Below are 16,388 nucleotides of genomic sequence, written 5' to 3'. Positions count from 1 at the left end.
GGGCAATAGCGTCAGCAGCTGCGTCGTCGTCGCCTGCCTGCCGAGGGCCTCATGACCACGCACCAGACTCAGCCGTCTCGCTTGTCGCGGAATATCCGCCGGTTTGCGGTGCTCATCATCCTCGCGTGGGTGGCGCTGACCCTGCTGGTGACGTTCGGGGTGCCGCGTCTTGAGGTTGTGGGCCAACAGCATTCGGTGCCGTTGGCCCCTCAAGACGCGCCGGCGGTTCAGGCCATGCAGCGCATGGGACACGACTTCAAGGAATCCGATTCGGACAGCTTCGCGATGCTGGTCCTCGAGGGGCAGCAGCAGCTCGGCGACCAGGCACACGCTTACTACGACAAACTGGTTGCTGAATTAAAGGCCGACACAAAGCATATCGAGCATGTGCAGGACCTCTGGGGCGATCGCCTCACAGCGGCCGGCGCGCAGAGCCCGGACGGCAAGGCCGTCTATGTGCAGTTGAATCTGGCGGGCAACCAAGGCACGACCCTGGGCCAGGAATCTGTGGCGTCAATCCGGGACATCATCGCGCGCACACCACCGCCCCCCGGGATCAAGGCATACGTCACCGGCCCCTCGGCGCTGTTCTCCGATATGCAGCTTGCGGGCGACCGCTCCATTCTGAAAATGACCATGATCGGTGCGTTGATCATCTTCATCGTGCTGCTCCTCGTGTACCGCTCGATCACCACCGTGATTCTGCTCTTGCTCACGGTCGGGATCGAGGTCTTTGCCGCACGAGGTGTCATCGCCTTCATCGCCAATAACAATTGGATGGCACTGTCGACGTTCGCCGTCAACCTGCTGGTGGCGCTGGCAATGGCCGCCGGCACCGACTATGCGATCTTCTTCTTCGGCCGCTATCAAGAGGCGCGGCAGGCCGGCGAAGACCGGCACACGGCGTACTTCACCACCTATCGCAGCGTCGCTCCCGTGGTCCTGGGTTCCGGTTTGACCATCGCCGGCGCGATGCTGTGCCTGAGCTTCACCCGCATGCCCATCTTCCAGACCATGGGTATGCCTTGTTCGGTCGGCATGCTCATTTCGGTGCTGATCGCCCTGACACTGGTTCCGGCGGTGCTGACCGTCGGAAGCGGCTTCGGGCTGTTCGACCCGAAGCGCGCCATCGGATTCGGCCGGTGGCGCCGCATCGGCACGGCGATCGCCCGCTGGCCCGCGCCCATCCTGTGCGCGACGATCGCGGTCGCCCTGGTGGGCCTGGTGACCTTGCCCGGCTATAAAACCAGCTACAACAACCGGTTCTACATGCCCGGCAACGTTCCCGCCAATGTCGGCTACGCGGCCGCGGACCGCCACTTCAACCAATCGCGCATGATGCCCGAGATCTTGATGATCGAAGCCGATCACGACATGCGGAACTCGGCAGATTTCCTGGTGCTGCACCGACTTGCCAAGGCAGTCTTCGGGGTTCACGGCATCTCTCGCGTGCAGGGCATAACGCGGCCCGAGGGAACGCCGATCCAGCACACGTCGATTCCGTTCCTGCTCAGCATGCAGCAGGCGACCATGAACCAAGACATCAGGTACATGCAGGCGCGCATGGACGACATGCTCGTCCAGGCGGACATGATGGCCAAGCAGATCGAAATCATGAAGCGCCTTTATTCATTGCAGAAGCAGCTGACCGACATCACGCACGATTCGATCCAAAAGACCAAAGAAATGGCGGCCGTCCTTTGGGACTTGCGTGACCATGTTTCCGATTTCGAGGATTTCTTCCGGCCCCTGCGTAGCTACTTCTACTGGGAAAAGCACTGCTACGACATACCAATTTGTTGGTCGCTGCGGGCTATCTTCGACACCCTCGATGGCATCGACACCCTAAGCGATAAAATGGTCACCCTGCTCCAAGATCTCGATCACATGGACAAGCTGATGCCTCAGCTGCTCGAGCAGTATCCGCCGATGATTGCGATGTCCGAGGACATGCGGAACATGATGCTGACCAACCACAGCACCATGTCCGGGATCATCGGCCAGATGAGTAGCAACGACAAGGACGCCACCGCCATGGGGCAGGCGTTCGACGACTCCAAGAATGACGACTCGTTCTATCTGCCGCCCGAAATCTTCGACAATGCGGACTTCAAGAAGGCGATGAGCCAGTTCCTGTCGCCGGACGGGAAGGCCGCTCGCCTCATCATCTCGCACCGGGGCGACCCCGCGACCTCTGAGAGCCTGGACCGCATCGCCAAGATCAGGGGGGCGGCCGAAGAGGCGCTGAAGAACACGCCGCTGGAATCGTCGCGGATCTTCATCGCCGGTACCGCGTCGACATTCAAGGACTTCCGGGACGGCTCCACCTACGACCTCTTCATCGCGGGCGTGGGTGCGCTGTGTCTGATTTTCATCATCATGCTCATCCTCACCCGAAGTTTCATCGCCGCTTTGGTGATCGTGGGCACGGTGACGCTTTCATTGGGCGCCTCGTTCGGGCTCTCGGTGCTGATCTGGCAGTACATCTTTGGCATCAAGTTGTATTGGATGGTGCTGCCCATGTCCGTGATCGTCTTGCTGGCGGTCGGCTCGGACTACAACCTGCTGTTGGTATCCCGAATGAAAGAGGAACTGGCCGGCGGCATCAATACGGGCATCATCCGCGCGATGGGCGGTACCGGAAAGGTCGTGACGAATGCCGGCCTGGTGTTCGCCTTCACCATGGCCTCGATGGTGGTCAGCGACCTGCGCATCATCGGTCAGGTCGGTACCACCATCGGTCTGGGCCTGATTTTCGACACCTTGATCGTGCGCTCGTTCATGACACCCACCATCGCCGCCCTGCTCGGACGCTGGTTCTGGTGGCCGCAATTGGTTCGGCCGCGGCCGGCCAGCCTGCTGCTTCGCTCCGTGGGAACGCGCCCGGCGGTGCGTACCCTGCTCCACCACGACGACGATGCGGACGCCCCCACGGCCGAAATCCCGATCCACCGATAGACCGCATAGGTGGTGCTGGTCGTTTCGTAGCCCCGGATCGCGTGGCGGCCAGCGGCCTCCGGCGAAGAAACGCGGCGAGAAAGATTGGACGCCAATGATTTTGCTTCGAACACGCGGAACTCCCCCGCTGGCCGCTACGCCTCATGAAATACTCCTAGGGTGAGCCCACTGGCGATTGAGGTTGTCGGCCTCACAAAGACATTCGGGCGAAACACGCTCGCCCTCAATGGCGTGGACTTCTCGGTTCCGGCCGGGACCGTGTGCGGGGTGCTGGGCCACAACGGCGCCGGCAAGACCACCACGATCAACATTCTGTCGACACTCATCCGCCCCACCTCGGGCCACGCCAGCGTCGCGGGGCACGACATTCTCCGCCAGCCCGCCGAGGTGCGTGCCAGCATCGGGATGGCCGGGCAGTTCACCGGGATGGATCCGATGCTGACGGGCCGGGAAAACCTGGTGTTGTTCGGCAGACTGCGCGGATTGAATCGCAAGCGGGCCAAGGCACGCGCCGACGAACTGCTCGCGCAGTTCGACCTCGTCGCCGCGGCCGACCGGCGGCTGTCGACCTATTCCGGCGGCATGTTCCGGCGCGTCGACCTGGCCAGCGCCCTGGTGGTGCCGCCGCAGGTGCTCTTCCTCGACGAGCCGACCACCGGGCTGGACCCACGCAGCCGCCGCGACGTCTGGGCTCTGGTGAGTTCGCTGACCACGCAAGGCATTACCGTGCTGCTGACCACGCAGTACCTGGAAGAGGCCGACGTGCTGAGCGACTCGATCGTCGTCATCGACCACGGACAGGTGATCGCCAGCGGCACCGCCGAGGAGCTCAAGCGCGCCGTGGGTACCAGCTACTGCCAGGTGACCCCGGCGAATCCCGTTGACCTGCCTCGGGTCGCGGCGGCGCTGAACGGGCTCGAAGGGGTGGACATCGACAACGACACGAATTCAGTGTCGGTGTTCGCACCCGATGGGGTCGCCACGCTGGTCGACGTGTTCCGCCGGGTCGACGCGCTGGGCCTCGAACTCGCCGACATTTCGCTGCGCAAGCCCTCGCTCGACGAGGCTTTTCTGCACCTGACCGAGCGGACCGCCGCCCGGTCATGAGCGCCTTGACCGCCCTCACCGAACGTTCGCTGATGTCGGCGGCCCGCGATGGCGAGATGATCTTCGAGATCCTTTCGCCGGCAGCGTATTTGGCGGGGTTCAGCGTGGCGCTGCACGGCCTGGTCGACACCGGCAGCATCAGTTACACGCAATATTTCGTGCCCGCGGTGGTCGCCCAATCGATGATCTTCGTCGGGCTGCTCACCGCAGACCGCGCGGCGCGCGACCACGTGTCCGGGTTCGGCGAGCGGATGCGGACGCTGCCCGTCGCCGCGGTTGCCACCGTGACCGCCCGCACGGTGGCCACCCTGATGCGCGCCACGCTCTCCCTGGTGGTGGCGCTGATTGCCGGCTACGCCTTCGGTTTCCGGATCACCGGCGGATTCGGCCACGCGGCCGCTTTTTTGATCATCTCCTTGCTGCTGTGCCTGGCCGTGGGCCTGGGTGCCGACGCCTTGGGGTCGCGCGCCAAGAGCGTCCAGGGGGCCAGCCACCTCTTGTTCGTCCCCCAGTTGCTGCTGTTCATGCTGTCCACCGGCATCGCCCCCGAAAAGACCTTCCCGGAGTGGCTGCGCCCCTACGTCCGCAACCAGCCGGTGTCGCAGTTCGCCGAAACGCTGCGCGGCCTGGCCACCGGCCAGGTGATCCTCAGCAACCTGCTGGCCACCCTGGCCTGGTGTCTGGGCATGGTGCTGGTTTTCGGCGCGATCACGTTGCGGATGCAGAGGCGCGGCTAGTGTCGCATCGCCTCGAGCCACAGGGTTCGCTGCTGACCCAAAGCTGGGTGCAGGCCGGCCGACTCCTGCTGCGGTGGCGGCGTGACCAGGCCGTGCTGCTGGGATCGCTGCTGTTGCCCGTCTTCCTGCTGGTCATCTACAAGCTCGTGCTGGGCCCGCAGGTGGAGAAGGTCACGGGTGCGGACGCCGTTTATGGCATTGTTCCGATGTGCGCGGTAATTTCGGCGCTCTTCGGCTCCCTGGGCAACTCGGTCGGTATCACCATGGACCGCGAGTCACGCGTGCTCAGCCGGATGTGGGTGCTGCCGATTCACCGGGCGAGCGCGGTCACCGGGTGGATCATCGCGGAGGTAGTGCGTGCCTTCATCGGCACCATCCTGATCACGGTGCTCGGGCTGGCAATGGGGCTGCGCTTTACCCAGGGCTGGCCCGCGGCACTGCTTTTCCTGTTGATCCCGTCGATCGCGGTGACCGGTTTCACCGCCCTGGTGATGGCGATGGCCATCCGCAACAACGGCCGCACCGCCATGACGTGGGTGCTGGGCGTTACCTTCGCGCTGGCGTTTGTGAATCCGGGCGCCACTCCCCTGAAGCTCTTCCCGGCTTGGGCTCAGCCGCTCATCCGCATGCAACCCATCTCGCCTCCCATCGAGACCATGCGATCCCTCGCTCACGGCGGCCCGATCGCGGAACCTCTTGTGATTACCATGATCTGGGCGGTCGGGCTACTCGCGGTGTTCCTCCCGGTCGCCGTGCGCGGCTACCGGCTCGCCGCAGAGGCCAACGCGTAGACGTTATGGCACCGCATCCGACAAATTATTGTTGCCGTTCCCTCGACCTCGAGCCTTGGATGCGGCTCTAGATCTGGTGAATAAAGCACGCAATGCGAGTCGTCGGTTCTTCCGTATCTTGTAAAAAGCCAGCATTCGACTGCATGTCTCCGAAGCGGCCACCCAAAAGTACATTGGCAGCCGCTTCCGGAATTCCCTGTCCGTGGCCTGTCTCATACTGAGCCCGGTCATGTCGTTGTACCGCGCGATGACAATGTCCATATGTCGGATATGTAGCGCCGGATTGGAGAAGCAACGGATATTAAAATCCCAGTCAGCCCAGACCGGGTAACGCAAGTTGTAAGGGCCAATGCCTTCAAATAGCTTGCGGCGGTAGAAGATTGACTGATGGCAGAGGTTCGTCTCAAACAGCAGGCGATCCAGGTCGAAGGCGCCTGCATGTCGAGTCCCAGTTGAGCGCATGACCACATCGCCATAAACCAAGTCGCTGGGCTCATGGTCGCAGATGTAAGCAGCTACGCGGCCCAAAGTGTTCGACTCGTAAAGGGTGTCGTCGGAACCCAGAAAGAGTACCCAGGTCCCCCTCGCCAGGCCGACACCGCGGTTCATGGCGTCGTAGGGGCCTTGGTCGCGACCGCTGTGAATGACTAAGCGCCCAGCAAGGCTGAGGCCGAAACTGTCGGCGATATCAAGTGTTGCGTCCGTCGAGCCGCCGTCAACGAGGACCAGCTCGTAATCGTCGTAAGTTTGGCCGACAATGCTTTCAACGCAGGCTTTCAGGGTCGCAGCTGAATTAAACGTAGGGACAATGATTGAAAACATAGGCGCGGTCATGAGGCTTCACGTCTTTCAACTTGGTTGCCAGGATGGACGTTACGCACCTGATCTGAAACTTGTTTCGACGATAAAACGTTAAGTAACATTGTGAAGTAGACTCTTCTCGCGGAAAAACACACCATCAGCCTGCAACATTCTGCCGTTACGCGGGTCGATGAAACATGGCAGTAACCCGGTTAACGTGAATCCCAAAGAGTACGCCCAATCTAGCGCTTCCGGGATTAGCATGCTCCCTTCATAAAGAGGCAAAAAAGAAAGCTCCAGTTGCATACCAATGCAGTTATTTGCCAACGTTGTTTTACTACCAGCCAGCACCTGTTTCTCAAATCCTTGAACGTCAATCTTGAGAAATGATATATCGGTCGACTGCAGTATTTCCGGCGCCACGGAATCAAGCCGAAACACAGGTACATCTTCGACACTTACATAATTTGCAGGCGGAAAAGCATCTTGGTGACTTTTCAGCATCGGCAAAACCGAGCTGCTTTGAGCAGAGTTGCCTGCGACGTTTATCGATACGGTCCCATCGACATCCCCGAGAGCGTGCTGGCGGCAATCCCACAGAGCATCTTTCTTCGCTCGTTTTTCCAGCACAGCAAATGGCTGCGAGAGAGGTTCGAACGAAATCATGCGGCCTTTGTAACCCGCTTTACGGAGGCCAGCGGCGTATTGTCCGCTGTTAGATCCGATATCAAAAACTACACTCACGTCGAGTGATTTGAGCTGTCTTACAAACGTATGCTTCCAATTGCGTTCGGAGAAGTAGCGTAACACCTCAGATGGTGCAGCACGCGCTACCAATTGAACCTGATCTAGAAATTGCACTAGATAATAGTATCATGCTAATGCTTGAGCGGAATGCCATTTTCGAGGGACTGCGATTGAATTTCTCTTGGTACGACGGGGGCGAACGTCAGGGTGACTCACGGCGAAGCACACCAGTCCCGAAGGGTGACACCTCCGTCACCGGTTTTTTGATGATCGACAATCTCGCCCCGGGTCGAGTTGTACACGCCGCGTACGGCATCTATTGCCTTGACGCAGCCGCGTTCGCGCGATACCACGCCACCGTCGTCTCAATCCCATCGCGCAGTGAGATTTGGGGTTGCCATCCCATGTCCCGCAAGACTGAGACTTCCAGCACCTTTCGAGGTGTTCCGTCCGGTTTTGTTGCGTCCCAGTCTGTTTCACCGAGGTAACCCACAGCAGCAGCGACCATTTCAGCGATCTCACGGATGGTGTGATCGATGCCGGTGCCAACGTTGACGTGGTTCGGTCCGTCGAAATGTTCGAGAAGGTACAAGCATGCGCTAGCTAAGTCGTCGACATGCAACAACTCTCGCCTCGGAGTCCCAGTGCCCCAGTTCACCACATACGGGGCGCCACTCGCTTTCGCCTCCTCATACCTACGGATGAGCGCCGGCAATAAATGCGAATTTGAGGGGGAAAAGTTGTCACCAGGCCCGTAGAGGTTGGTCGGCATCGCCGAAATCCACGCCAAACCATATTGACGCCTAACCGCCTGCACCTGCATGAGTCCGGCGATCTTCGCGATTGCGTAGGCGTCATTTGTCGGCTCCAGCGCGCCAGTGAGGAGCGCACTCTCTTGGATCGGCTGGGGAGCAAATTTCGGGTAGATACATGAGGAACCGAGGAACAGCAACCTCGGCACCTTCGCCGCCACCGCAGCATCCAGCAGGTTGACCTGGATCTGCAGGTTCTCGGACAAGAAATCGGCCGGATAAGTGTCATTCGCCACGATGCCGCCGACCCTGGCCGCAGCATCGATGACGACCTGCGGTCTTGACTCGAGAAGGAAGGCGAATGTTGCTGCCCGATCCATCAGGTCGAGCTCACTATGCGACCGGACAAGAAGATTCGTGAAACCTTCGGACTGGAATTTGCGCACCAGAGCGGACCCAACCAGCCCGCAGTGTCCAGCGATGTATACCGGTGTCGCGCGATTGAGGGCGCCGGCTGAAGAATTCATACTGCGGTCATCTCCACCCTGCGAGGACCGGCTTGTCGATCCAAGGCTTCCCGTCACATTCCAAAGCGGCGATGTCCGCATCCACCATGATCCGCGCCAATTCGGCGCTGTGTACCGAAGCTTTCCACCCGAGAGACTGGGCAGCTACGCTGGCATCGCCGATCAATGAATCCACTTCAGTGGGCCGCAGATAGCGGTCGTCAAATTTCACGTATTTCTGCCAGTCAAGGCCGGCATGGTCGAACGCGGTCTGGGCGAACTCGCGCACAGTGTAACCACGACCCGTCGCCAGAACGAAGTCTTCGGGCTCGGAGGCTTGGAGCATACGCCACATTCCCTCTACATACTCGGGCGCATACCCCCAATCGCGAACTGCATCGAGGTTGCCGAGATAGACATCCAACTGGAGGCCAGCCTTGACATGCGCCACAGCTCGCGTGATCTTCCGAGTCACGAATGTCTCACCGCGCCTTGGTGATTCGTGGTTGAACAAGATGCCGTTTACTGCAAACATGCCATACGCTTCTCGGTAGTTGCGGGTCGTCCAGTATGAATAGACCTTTGCTGCACCGTAGGGCGAACGCGGATAGAATGGTGTCCGCTCGTTTTGCGGCGGCGGCGACGCACCGAACATCTCCGACGAGGATGCCTGGTAGAACCGACAGTCTATCCGGGATAGGCGAACAGCTTCTAGCAGGCGAATGGATCCCATACCTGTGGTGTCACCGGTGTACACCGGTTCGTCAAAACTGACCCGTACGTGGGACTGCGCCGCCAGGTTATAGACCTCGTCGGGATCGATGGCGTTGAGCAGGGTAACCAATCGGGTGCCGTCGGTGAGGTCGCCATAGTGCAAGAACAGTCTTGCCGCCGATTCATGTGGATCAACGTAGAGATGATCAATTCGTGAGGTGTTAAACGTCGACGCCCTACGGATGAGCCCATGAACCTCGTATCCCTTGGCCAGCAACAGTTCCGCGAGGTACGAGCCATCCTGCCCGGTGATGCCTGTGATGAGCGCTCGCTTCACAGGAGTGCCGCTTCAGCAGCCGAATGAAGGTCAGTGGATGTCGGGCGTCCCATCACTACAGCCGTCTCACTCTCGTTGTGCACTCGACGGTATGGCGTCGATGTCGCTCAATAGTAGTTCTATGGCAGTAGGCGACTGAACGATCGCCTTGCGGGTCTCTATCGAGCATCTCATGATTCCTCGAGCGGCCCGCCGCGACTCACATCACGAACCTTCTCGACATGCTGGCTCCTACGCTTCATGAATCAACTCGCCGCCGTCAAGTCTGGGCGCTCGTCCGGTTCGGATGCGGGGATGTTTTCACTGAACGATGCCCGCGTCATGCGTCGGGCGCTGCGCTTGTTCTCTAGACGAGATTTCAACGACAGCGCCGGCTTCTCGACGAGGAACCAGCTAAGCGCGGCCAACGGCAGTGTAGCGATAGTTGCAATGACTGCGAATACAATAGGATGCAGTTCACCAAACCCAAAAATGATCAGCAATTGCTGCATGGGGAATGCGTATATGTATAAGCCGTACGACAAATCTGTCCGCAGCCTCAAGCGTCTGTTGCGAATAAGAGTACCTGAAACGATGATAACGTAAGCCAGCGAAATGGCCGCAACCAGTCGGTAGTTAGGCAATAGCATGGCGAGGAAAACGATGGCGCCATTCAGGAAAACAAGTGACCACTGGGCGGAAATCGAGTTTCGGATTTGGTAGAGCAGTGCGCCAGCCAAGAACATGGTTATAAAACGCGCCGCCATCGCCGCCTCGACCATTAGAACGGTCGCAGGGTCGACGACACGCGCATCCATGCCCGGCGAGTGTTCGGTGAGGATGTTCCACGGCGGTAATAAGGCGGAACACACTAGGGTCAGAATCAGCGCGACAGGGATGACCCAACGGCGGCGCGCTACCGCGATGAGGCCGAAAACGGCGACGGCAATGTAGCAGAGCACCTCCCATTGCAGCGTCCACAACGAACCATTCCACTGGTGCGGGATAGGAACCCCTGAAGGTGTTCCGCCGACGTCCGTTTGAAGTGTCATCACTGCACCGTTTTTCAAGATGTATCCGATCGGAGCATGCGATCGCAGTAGGTCGGCGACTGAGCCGCCCTGAAACGCGACACTCAGCGGAGCGATGATAAACGCGGTGACTATCAGGCAGCACCACAAGCCGGGAAGGAGCCGCAGAGCTCGAGCAGCAAAGTAGGCACGCGGTCGAGGCCGACTGAGCCAGCTCGCTGTAATAAGGAACCCGGAGACGGCAAAGAACCCGTCGACCCATACGTCTTCAAGAAACTGGTGCACCGGCTCGTAGGGGATGTGCCGGCCGGTCAGGGGGAAAGAGTGCCAGAGAATCACGCCCGTCGCTAGCACCAGACGCCAAGCATTCAGCGCATTCGTTCTCGGATCGAACTCTTCCCCTAGCTTCACGCTAGGAGTCCGTTGCAGCGTTGAACAGGCACTCGCATTCTGTGACCGATCGTGTCATCACCACCTTCGCCCGTTCCGGACCGCTCACCTTGAAGCAACAGCTCATCCCACTTTCCACGTTTGCTGGGCCGCTAGTTTCAGCGATTCGTCGGAAGGAGCGTAGACGCTTCCTCGACTACGTGGGTCGAAATCAGCGAAAACCCCGAGGGAACCTCCGAAATGGCCCGGTGACGCGCGCCCGAGGCCCACACATGTTACGCTCCCCGACGCGAAATGACTGCCCGGGTTGCGATTTCGCAATCTTAAGCACTTCGAGCGATACAGCAGACGTCCGCATTGAGCGCGGTTTCGGGCAGTCGCTGCCGTTCGCCGCGCGAGGCCCTTCAGCGCAGTCTCGATGTTGCAGCCAGCTCTGCTGTAGCTGCCACCAGAGCAGCGCGCCTCGTTGCCGCGTCGATCTACTGCAGGCCTTGACATGACGAGGCCGGGCAAGAGGCGCGGCGCGGATCAAAACTTGGATGCCGCAGTCACTTTCGGGTCAACTGAGGTTGACTCACTGCGCAACGCAAACGCCCGCGTCATGCTGCACCCCGGTTGCACTTGGCGAGGCCCCGTTTCCCGCGGCCAATCTGCCCATACGGACGGGTTACGATGACTCATTGGCCGACATTCGTTTGATTCAGCGCCTGGACGATCCTACGGCCCATCTAATCTGTAGGATCGACAGTCATTTCGAACGAACGAAGCGTTATCAGCCGAAATCACCTACATCCCGCTGAATCTCAGCAGCGTCGCCTGAAGGACGGGACCGTGACATCGACACCGCCAGTCATCTTCATCATCTTCAATCGAACGGACACAGCCAAGCAGACCTTCGAGATGATCAGAGCTGCACGGCCGAAGCAACTCTTAGTAGTCGCGGACGGACCACGCCTGGACGTGCCAGGAGAGGCTGCGAAATGCGCAGCGACACGCGCGATCATTGGTGGAGTCGACTGGGACTGCGACGTCCAGACGAATTTCTCGGAAACCAATTTGGGCATCCGCCGCTGCGTCTCGTCCGGCATCAGCTGGGCCTTCGAATTCGTTGATCAGGCGGTGGTACTCGAGCACGACTGCGTGCCTTCCTTGTCTTTCTTTGGCTATTGCGCCAGCCTCCTCGACCGCTACGAGAACGACGAGCGTGTCATGATGATCTCCGGGCAAAATCATCTCTTCGGACATGCCACGACTGCGGATAGCTATTACTTTTCACGATATCCCCATGTGATGTGGGGCTGGGCCACCTGGAAGCGCGCCTGGGCGAAATATGACGTCAATATGGAGCGCTGGCCGGAAATCAGAGACAGGAAGTTGTTCGACCAATTTTTTCCGGCGAGGCGCGAGCGTTATTACTGGGAGTCGATTTTTCAATACGCTGTTTATGAAGGCAAGGTCGATACTTGGGACTACCAGTGGTTTTATAGTATGTGGGCGAACTCAGGCCTTTGCGTAACGCCTGCAATAAATTTGGTGCGCAACATTGGATTGGACGCCGAGGCAACTCACACAAACACGAAGTACGACAAGATATATCGTGTGCTTGCCGCTGACGATCTAAGCCTTCCACTCACTCATCCTAAGATGGTTTTGGCGAGCTCCGATAAAGACCAGCTTGAGGCGAAACTTCGATTTTCATATCATACGAGGGGGTTGCTAGGGACATATTTTAGGTACCTGGCACTGAAGGTACGAGTAAGTAGGGCGGTCCGGCAAATCCGGAACCGACAACGGAGCAGCCGGAACAGAAGACCCCGACCGGATTCCAAAGTCGCGCAAACTCGTGCGTCCCAGTAAAGCCCTTGCCAGCGGTCGTCTCCTGTTTGCCGCATAGCGCAACCAGTGACGTCGCGCCTGGCTGAAGGTGCGTGCCCACCCCGGCTTGGCAGGGCGGTCGAGGTGTCAAAACGATTGGGCCCCATCGAGTTGGCCTCGTAAAGGCATCAGGCGCCGCGAAGTTTCGCGTATCGGCCCCGTGCCGCGGTCAGCACCGGCGATCCGGGCCGATATCCTTGACGTCGCCAACGCCCGGCGACTGTAGGCGAGGACCCTGATGAAGTTTGCCCTGGCGAGTTACGGAACTCGCGGCGACATCGAACCGTCTGCCGCCGTTGGCCTCGAACTGCTGCGCCGGGGGCATGAGGTTCGGATGGCCGTCGCGCCCGAACTTGTCGGCTTCGTCGAGTCGGTTGGGCTGACTGCCGTTCCGTACGGGCCGAAGATCCAGGACTTCTTGCACGAGGAATTCCTTCGCAACATGTGGACGGACTTCTTCCGCAATCCGGTCGGGCTGGTGCTCAAAGTTTGGGATCCCCTGATCAAGTACTGGGGGGACGTGAGTACGACCTTGCGATCGCTGGCCGAAGGCGCCGACCTGCTTTCCACGGGGCTGAATTTCGAGCAGGCCGCGGCCAACGTCGCCGAGTATTACGGCATTCCGTTGGCCTCGCTGCATCACTTCCCCATGCGCGCCAACGGCCACCTGGTGCCGAGCGTGCCGGCGCCGCTGATGCGCTCCACAATGACGACCATCGAATGGCTGTTTTGGCGCGCGACGAAGGACGTCGACAATGCGCAGCGCGGTGAACTCGGCCTGCCGAAGGCAACGCATCGCTCGCAGCGGCGGATCGCCGAACACCGATCGCTGGAAATCCAGGCGTATGACGAGATCTTCTTTCCCGGACTGGCGGCCGAGTGGGCTCGCTGGCGCGACCGGCGCCCGTTCGTCGGGGCGTTGACGATGGAATTGCCGACGGACGCCGATGAGGACGTCGCGTCGTGGATCGCCTCGGGAACACCGCCGATTTGCTTCGGATCGGGCAGCATCGCGCTCGAGTCCGCGGCCGATACGGTCAACATGATCGGCGCGGCCTGCGCGCAGTTGGGCGAGCGGGCGCTGATTTGCTTCGGCGGCACCGACTTCAGCGACGTGCCGAATTTCGACCACGTCAAAGCGGTCGGTGTGGTGAACTACACGAAGATCTTCCCCGCCTGCCGTGCCGTCGTGCATCACGGCGGCTCGGGCACCACGGCGGCAGGCCTGCGCGCCGGCGTTCCCACGCTGATCCTTTGGACGGCGGGGGATCAGCCGATGTGGGGGTCTCACGTCAAGCAGCTCAAGGTGGGTACGTCCCGGCGGTTCGCGGCCTCGACGCCGGAAACGCTGGTGTCGGACCTGCGGAAGATCCTCGCGCCGGAGTACCTCACTCGGGCGCGTGAGCTGTCCACCAGGATGAGCAAACCCGCCGAGAGCGCAGGTCGCGCCGTCGATTTGCTGGAGGAGTTCGCGCGCTCGGGGCGATGTGTTCCCGGTTTCCCGGCGGAGCGCAGTCGCTGAGCCGGGGACGGATACACTGCGAAACGCTTTGACGGCGTCGACGGGAGTCTAGGCTCTCTACCGGTACCACTGAGATGCGGAGTTAGGGGCAGTTTTGGCCGTGACCGATCACGACACGCGGTTTGCATACCTCGACCTGCTCCGGCGCGACCTCACCAGGTATGGCAGCGACGAGCTGGTGCCGGTGGGGTTGTACCGCCTGGGCCGTCCCCTCTTCAGTACCCGCAACCTGATGCTCGTGCGAAAACGTCCGTTCAACAAGCAGGCTCGCGATCTCGGCCTGGACTGGCCGGCGGACGCCTTGACGATGATCGGCATGCAGCGGCTGACCAGTCTGCAGAACTGCGTCGAAACGGTTCTGGAAGAGGACGTCCCCGGCGACCTGGTCGAGTGCGGTGTGTGGCGCGGGGGCGCCTCGATCCTGATGCGCGCCGTGTTGGCGGCCCACGGGGACGAGAAGCGGACCGTGTGGCTGTGCGATTCCTTCGCCGGCGTGCCGCCGCCGGACACCGTCAATTACAAGGCGGACAAAGGGATTAGGCTGCACCGCCACGCGCGCATATTGGGCGTGCCGCAGGACCACGTCGAGGCGAATTTCGAGCGTTACGGGCTGCTCGACGATCAGGTTCGTTTCCTCCCGGGGTGGTTTAAGGACACCCTGCAAGACGCCCCGATCGATCGCATCTCGGTGTTGCGGCTGGACGGCGACCTCTATGAATCGACGATTCAGGCGCTAGACGCGCTCTACCCGCGGCTGTCACCGGGAGGGTTCTGCATCGTCGACGACTACCACGCGATCAAGGCGTGCGCGCAGGCCGTGACCGACTACCGTACCCAACACGGCGTGACCGACGAGATCATCGAGATCGACGGCACCGGCGTGCTGTGGCGCAAGTCGTGAGATAGCTGAATCCCTAAGTGTCCGAGATGGTTTGCCCTCCCGAGGGGGATGGTCGAAGCACGATCATGGCGTATCCGTCGCGTTTCCCGCGGACGCCGTGCGCGCCGATGTTATGGTTGCCGCCGTGGCAACAGGGCTGACAACTGGCACTCGCCTCAGGATGTGGTGGGTGCGCACCGAGTACTGGCTCGCACGTACGCTGCTGCCTGACGTCTACGCCAACGACGCGCTGATCACGTTCAACAACTTTCACGGCTTCCTTGACGATCCCGATTTCCAGCGCGCCTACCGGCGGGGCGCCAAATCTCTGGGCAACGAGGATTGGTACCAGTGGCAATGGCGCGTGCACGTGGGGCTGTGGGCCGCGGCGAGTGCCAGCCAGCTGGAGGGTGATTTCGTCGAGTGCGGGGTCAGCTACGGCTTTTTGAGCAGCGCCATCATGGAATACCTGGACTGGGATCGCCTGGGCAAGACGTTCTACCTGCTGGACACCTTCGCCGGAATCGACCCGCGGTTCGTCACCGAGAACGAACGCCGGGCCGGCGCGCTGGAGACGAGCGAGGGACACCTTCGCAACGGGATGTACGCCAATGGCGTCGACAGCGTCCGCGCCAATTTCGCGCAGTGGCAGAACAAGCGCATCATCGTGGGCGCGGTCCCGGAAACTCTCGAGCAGGTGGAGGCGCCGTCGGTGGCATACCTGCACATCGACATGAACTGCGCTCCCCCCGAAGTGGCTGCGCTGCGCTTCTTTTGGCCGCGACTCACGCCCGGGGCCTTCGTGCTGCTGGACGACTACGCGAATCGGGGACGTGGCGAGCAGCTCGCCGCCATGGACGAGGTCGCCAACGAGCTGGGCGTGAAGATCTGCTCGCTGCCCACCGGGCAGGGCCTGCTGATCAAACCGGCGCGCTGAGAGTCGAAGCGTAAATCAGCCTCAGTCAGCCGCTTTCCGGCCAACGGCGTCTTCCAGCAGGTCGGCGGTGCGCTGGACGCCCGCGGTGGGTTTGGTCATCCGACTGGCGAACTCTCGGGTTCGGATGGCGTATTCCGGGCCGAGGATCTGGCGCAGGTCCGCGACCAAAGTTTTCTCGGAGGTGGCCGAAAAACGCCGGGCCGTGCCCAATTTCAGCCGTTTGATCGCGGCGGCCCAATACGGTTGATCGGCCGAGCTCCACAGGGCCAGGGTAGGGATTCCGGCACGCAGGCTTGCCGCCGTGGTACCCGAACCGCCGTGATG

At 60.7% G+C, this 16,388-nt stretch carries 14 protein-coding genes; 8 read left to right on the top strand and 6 right to left on the bottom strand.

Annotation, left to right across the window (positions count from 1 at the left end; genetic code table 11):
- Positions 1-51: 51 nt before the first annotated feature.
- From A5688_RS26265 to A5688_RS26250, 4 genes are all read left to right on the top strand, one after another.
- On the top strand, positions 52-2,958 hold the full coding sequence (locus A5688_RS26265) for an RND family transporter (protein WP_067913605.1): 2,907 nt from the start codon (positions 52-54) through the stop codon (positions 2,956-2,958).
- Positions 2,959-3,117: 159 nt separating this feature from the next.
- On the top strand, positions 3,118-4,065 hold the full coding sequence (locus A5688_RS26260; RefSeq protein WP_067913603.1) for a daunorubicin/doxorubicin resistance ABC transporter ATP-binding protein DrrA: 948 nt from the start codon (positions 3,118-3,120) through the stop codon (positions 4,063-4,065).
- Complete coding sequence (locus tag A5688_RS26255) at positions 4,062-4,802, top strand: ABC transporter permease (RefSeq protein WP_067913601.1); 741 nt, start codon at positions 4,062-4,064, stop codon at positions 4,800-4,802. Before A5688_RS26260 ends, A5688_RS26255 begins: the two co-directional genes overlap by 4 nt.
- The gene (locus tag A5688_RS26250) at positions 4,802-5,593 is read left to right on the top strand and encodes an ABC transporter permease (protein ID WP_082955176.1); all 792 of its coding nucleotides are present in this window, start codon (positions 4,802-4,804) and stop codon (positions 5,591-5,593) included. Before A5688_RS26255 ends, A5688_RS26250 begins: the two co-directional genes overlap by 1 nt.
- Positions 5,594-5,596: 3 nt before the next feature.
- On the opposite strand, the gene A5688_RS26245 is transcribed toward A5688_RS26250, so the two are convergent.
- The 5 genes from A5688_RS26245 to A5688_RS26230 form a co-directional block, all read right to left on the bottom strand.
- Positions 5,597-6,427 (bottom strand): glycosyltransferase family 2 protein, encoded by an 831-nt coding sequence (locus tag A5688_RS26245; RefSeq protein WP_067913598.1) that lies wholly within the window; start codon positions 6,425-6,427, stop codon positions 5,597-5,599.
- 78 nt (positions 6,428-6,505) lie between these two features.
- Positions 6,506-7,255, bottom strand: coding sequence for an FkbM family methyltransferase (locus A5688_RS27175; RefSeq protein WP_082955175.1), 750 nt, complete (start codon positions 7,253-7,255; stop codon positions 6,506-6,508).
- 202 nt (positions 7,256-7,457) lie between these two features.
- A complete protein-coding gene (locus A5688_RS26240) occupies positions 7,458-8,420 on the bottom strand; it encodes a GDP-L-fucose synthase family protein (protein WP_067913595.1) in 963 nt (320 codons plus the stop codon).
- A gap of 7 nt (positions 8,421-8,427) precedes the next feature.
- Positions 8,428-9,450 (bottom strand): GDP-mannose 4,6-dehydratase, encoded by a 1,023-nt coding sequence (gene gmd / locus A5688_RS26235; RefSeq protein WP_067913592.1) that lies wholly within the window; start codon positions 9,448-9,450, stop codon positions 8,428-8,430.
- 245 nt (positions 9,451-9,695) lie between these two features.
- Positions 9,696-10,871, bottom strand: coding sequence for an acyltransferase family protein (locus tag A5688_RS26230; protein WP_082955174.1), 1,176 nt, complete (start codon positions 10,869-10,871; stop codon positions 9,696-9,698).
- A gap of 810 nt (positions 10,872-11,681) precedes the next feature.
- On the opposite strand from A5688_RS26230, the gene A5688_RS26225 reads away from it, so the two are divergent.
- The 4 genes from A5688_RS26225 (at position 11,682) to A5688_RS26210 (ending at position 16,064) form a co-directional block, all read left to right on the top strand.
- A complete protein-coding gene (locus tag A5688_RS26225) occupies positions 11,682-12,707 on the top strand; it encodes a methyltransferase type 11 (protein ID WP_067913586.1) in 1,026 nt (341 codons plus the stop codon).
- Between the two features lie 256 nt (positions 12,708-12,963).
- Entirely contained in the window at positions 12,964-14,247 is a 1,284-nt protein-coding gene (locus A5688_RS26220; RefSeq protein WP_068268320.1) for a glycosyltransferase, read from the top strand.
- Positions 14,248-14,341: 94 nt separating this feature from the next.
- Entirely contained in the window at positions 14,342-15,148 is an 807-nt protein-coding gene (locus A5688_RS26215; RefSeq protein WP_067913221.1) for a TylF/MycF/NovP-related O-methyltransferase, read from the top strand.
- A 112-nt stretch (positions 15,149-15,260) separates the two neighbouring features.
- The gene (locus A5688_RS26210; protein WP_165607507.1) at positions 15,261-16,064 is read left to right on the top strand and encodes a class I SAM-dependent methyltransferase; all 804 of its coding nucleotides are present in this window, start codon (positions 15,261-15,263) and stop codon (positions 16,062-16,064) included.
- 21 nt (positions 16,065-16,085) lie between these two features.
- On the opposite strand, the gene A5688_RS26205 is transcribed toward A5688_RS26210, so the two are convergent.
- Positions 16,086-16,388, bottom strand: a 303-nt coding sequence (locus A5688_RS26205; protein WP_431602680.1) for a glycosyltransferase, incomplete at its 5' end; no start/stop codon positions are given.

The organism is Mycobacterium mantenii (assembly GCF_001667865.1).
GTDB lineage: Bacteria > Actinomycetota > Actinomycetes > Mycobacteriales > Mycobacteriaceae > Mycobacterium > Mycobacterium mantenii_A.
Note: the sequence above shows the minus strand (reverse complement) of the source record. Positions and strands in the feature narration are given on the sequence as shown.

Coding starts and splice junctions, on each gene's coding strand:
- A5688_RS26240 (WP_067913595.1), bottom strand. CDS start 8,420: ATGAATTCTTCAGCCGGCGCCCTCAATCGCGCGACACCGGTATACATC.
- A5688_RS26220 (WP_068268320.1), top strand. CDS start 12,964: ATGAAGTTTGCCCTGGCGAGTTACGGAACTCGCGGCGACATCGAACCG.
- A5688_RS26245 (WP_067913598.1), bottom strand. CDS start 6,427: ATGACCGCGCCTATGTTTTCAATCATTGTCCCTACGTTTAATTCAGCT.
- A5688_RS26255 (WP_067913601.1), top strand. CDS start 4,062: ATGAGCGCCTTGACCGCCCTCACCGAACGTTCGCTGATGTCGGCGGCC.
- A5688_RS26265 (WP_067913605.1), top strand. CDS start 52: ATGACCACGCACCAGACTCAGCCGTCTCGCTTGTCGCGGAATATCCGC.
- A5688_RS26210 (WP_165607507.1), top strand. CDS start 15,261: ATGGTTGCCGCCGTGGCAACAGGGCTGACAACTGGCACTCGCCTCAGG.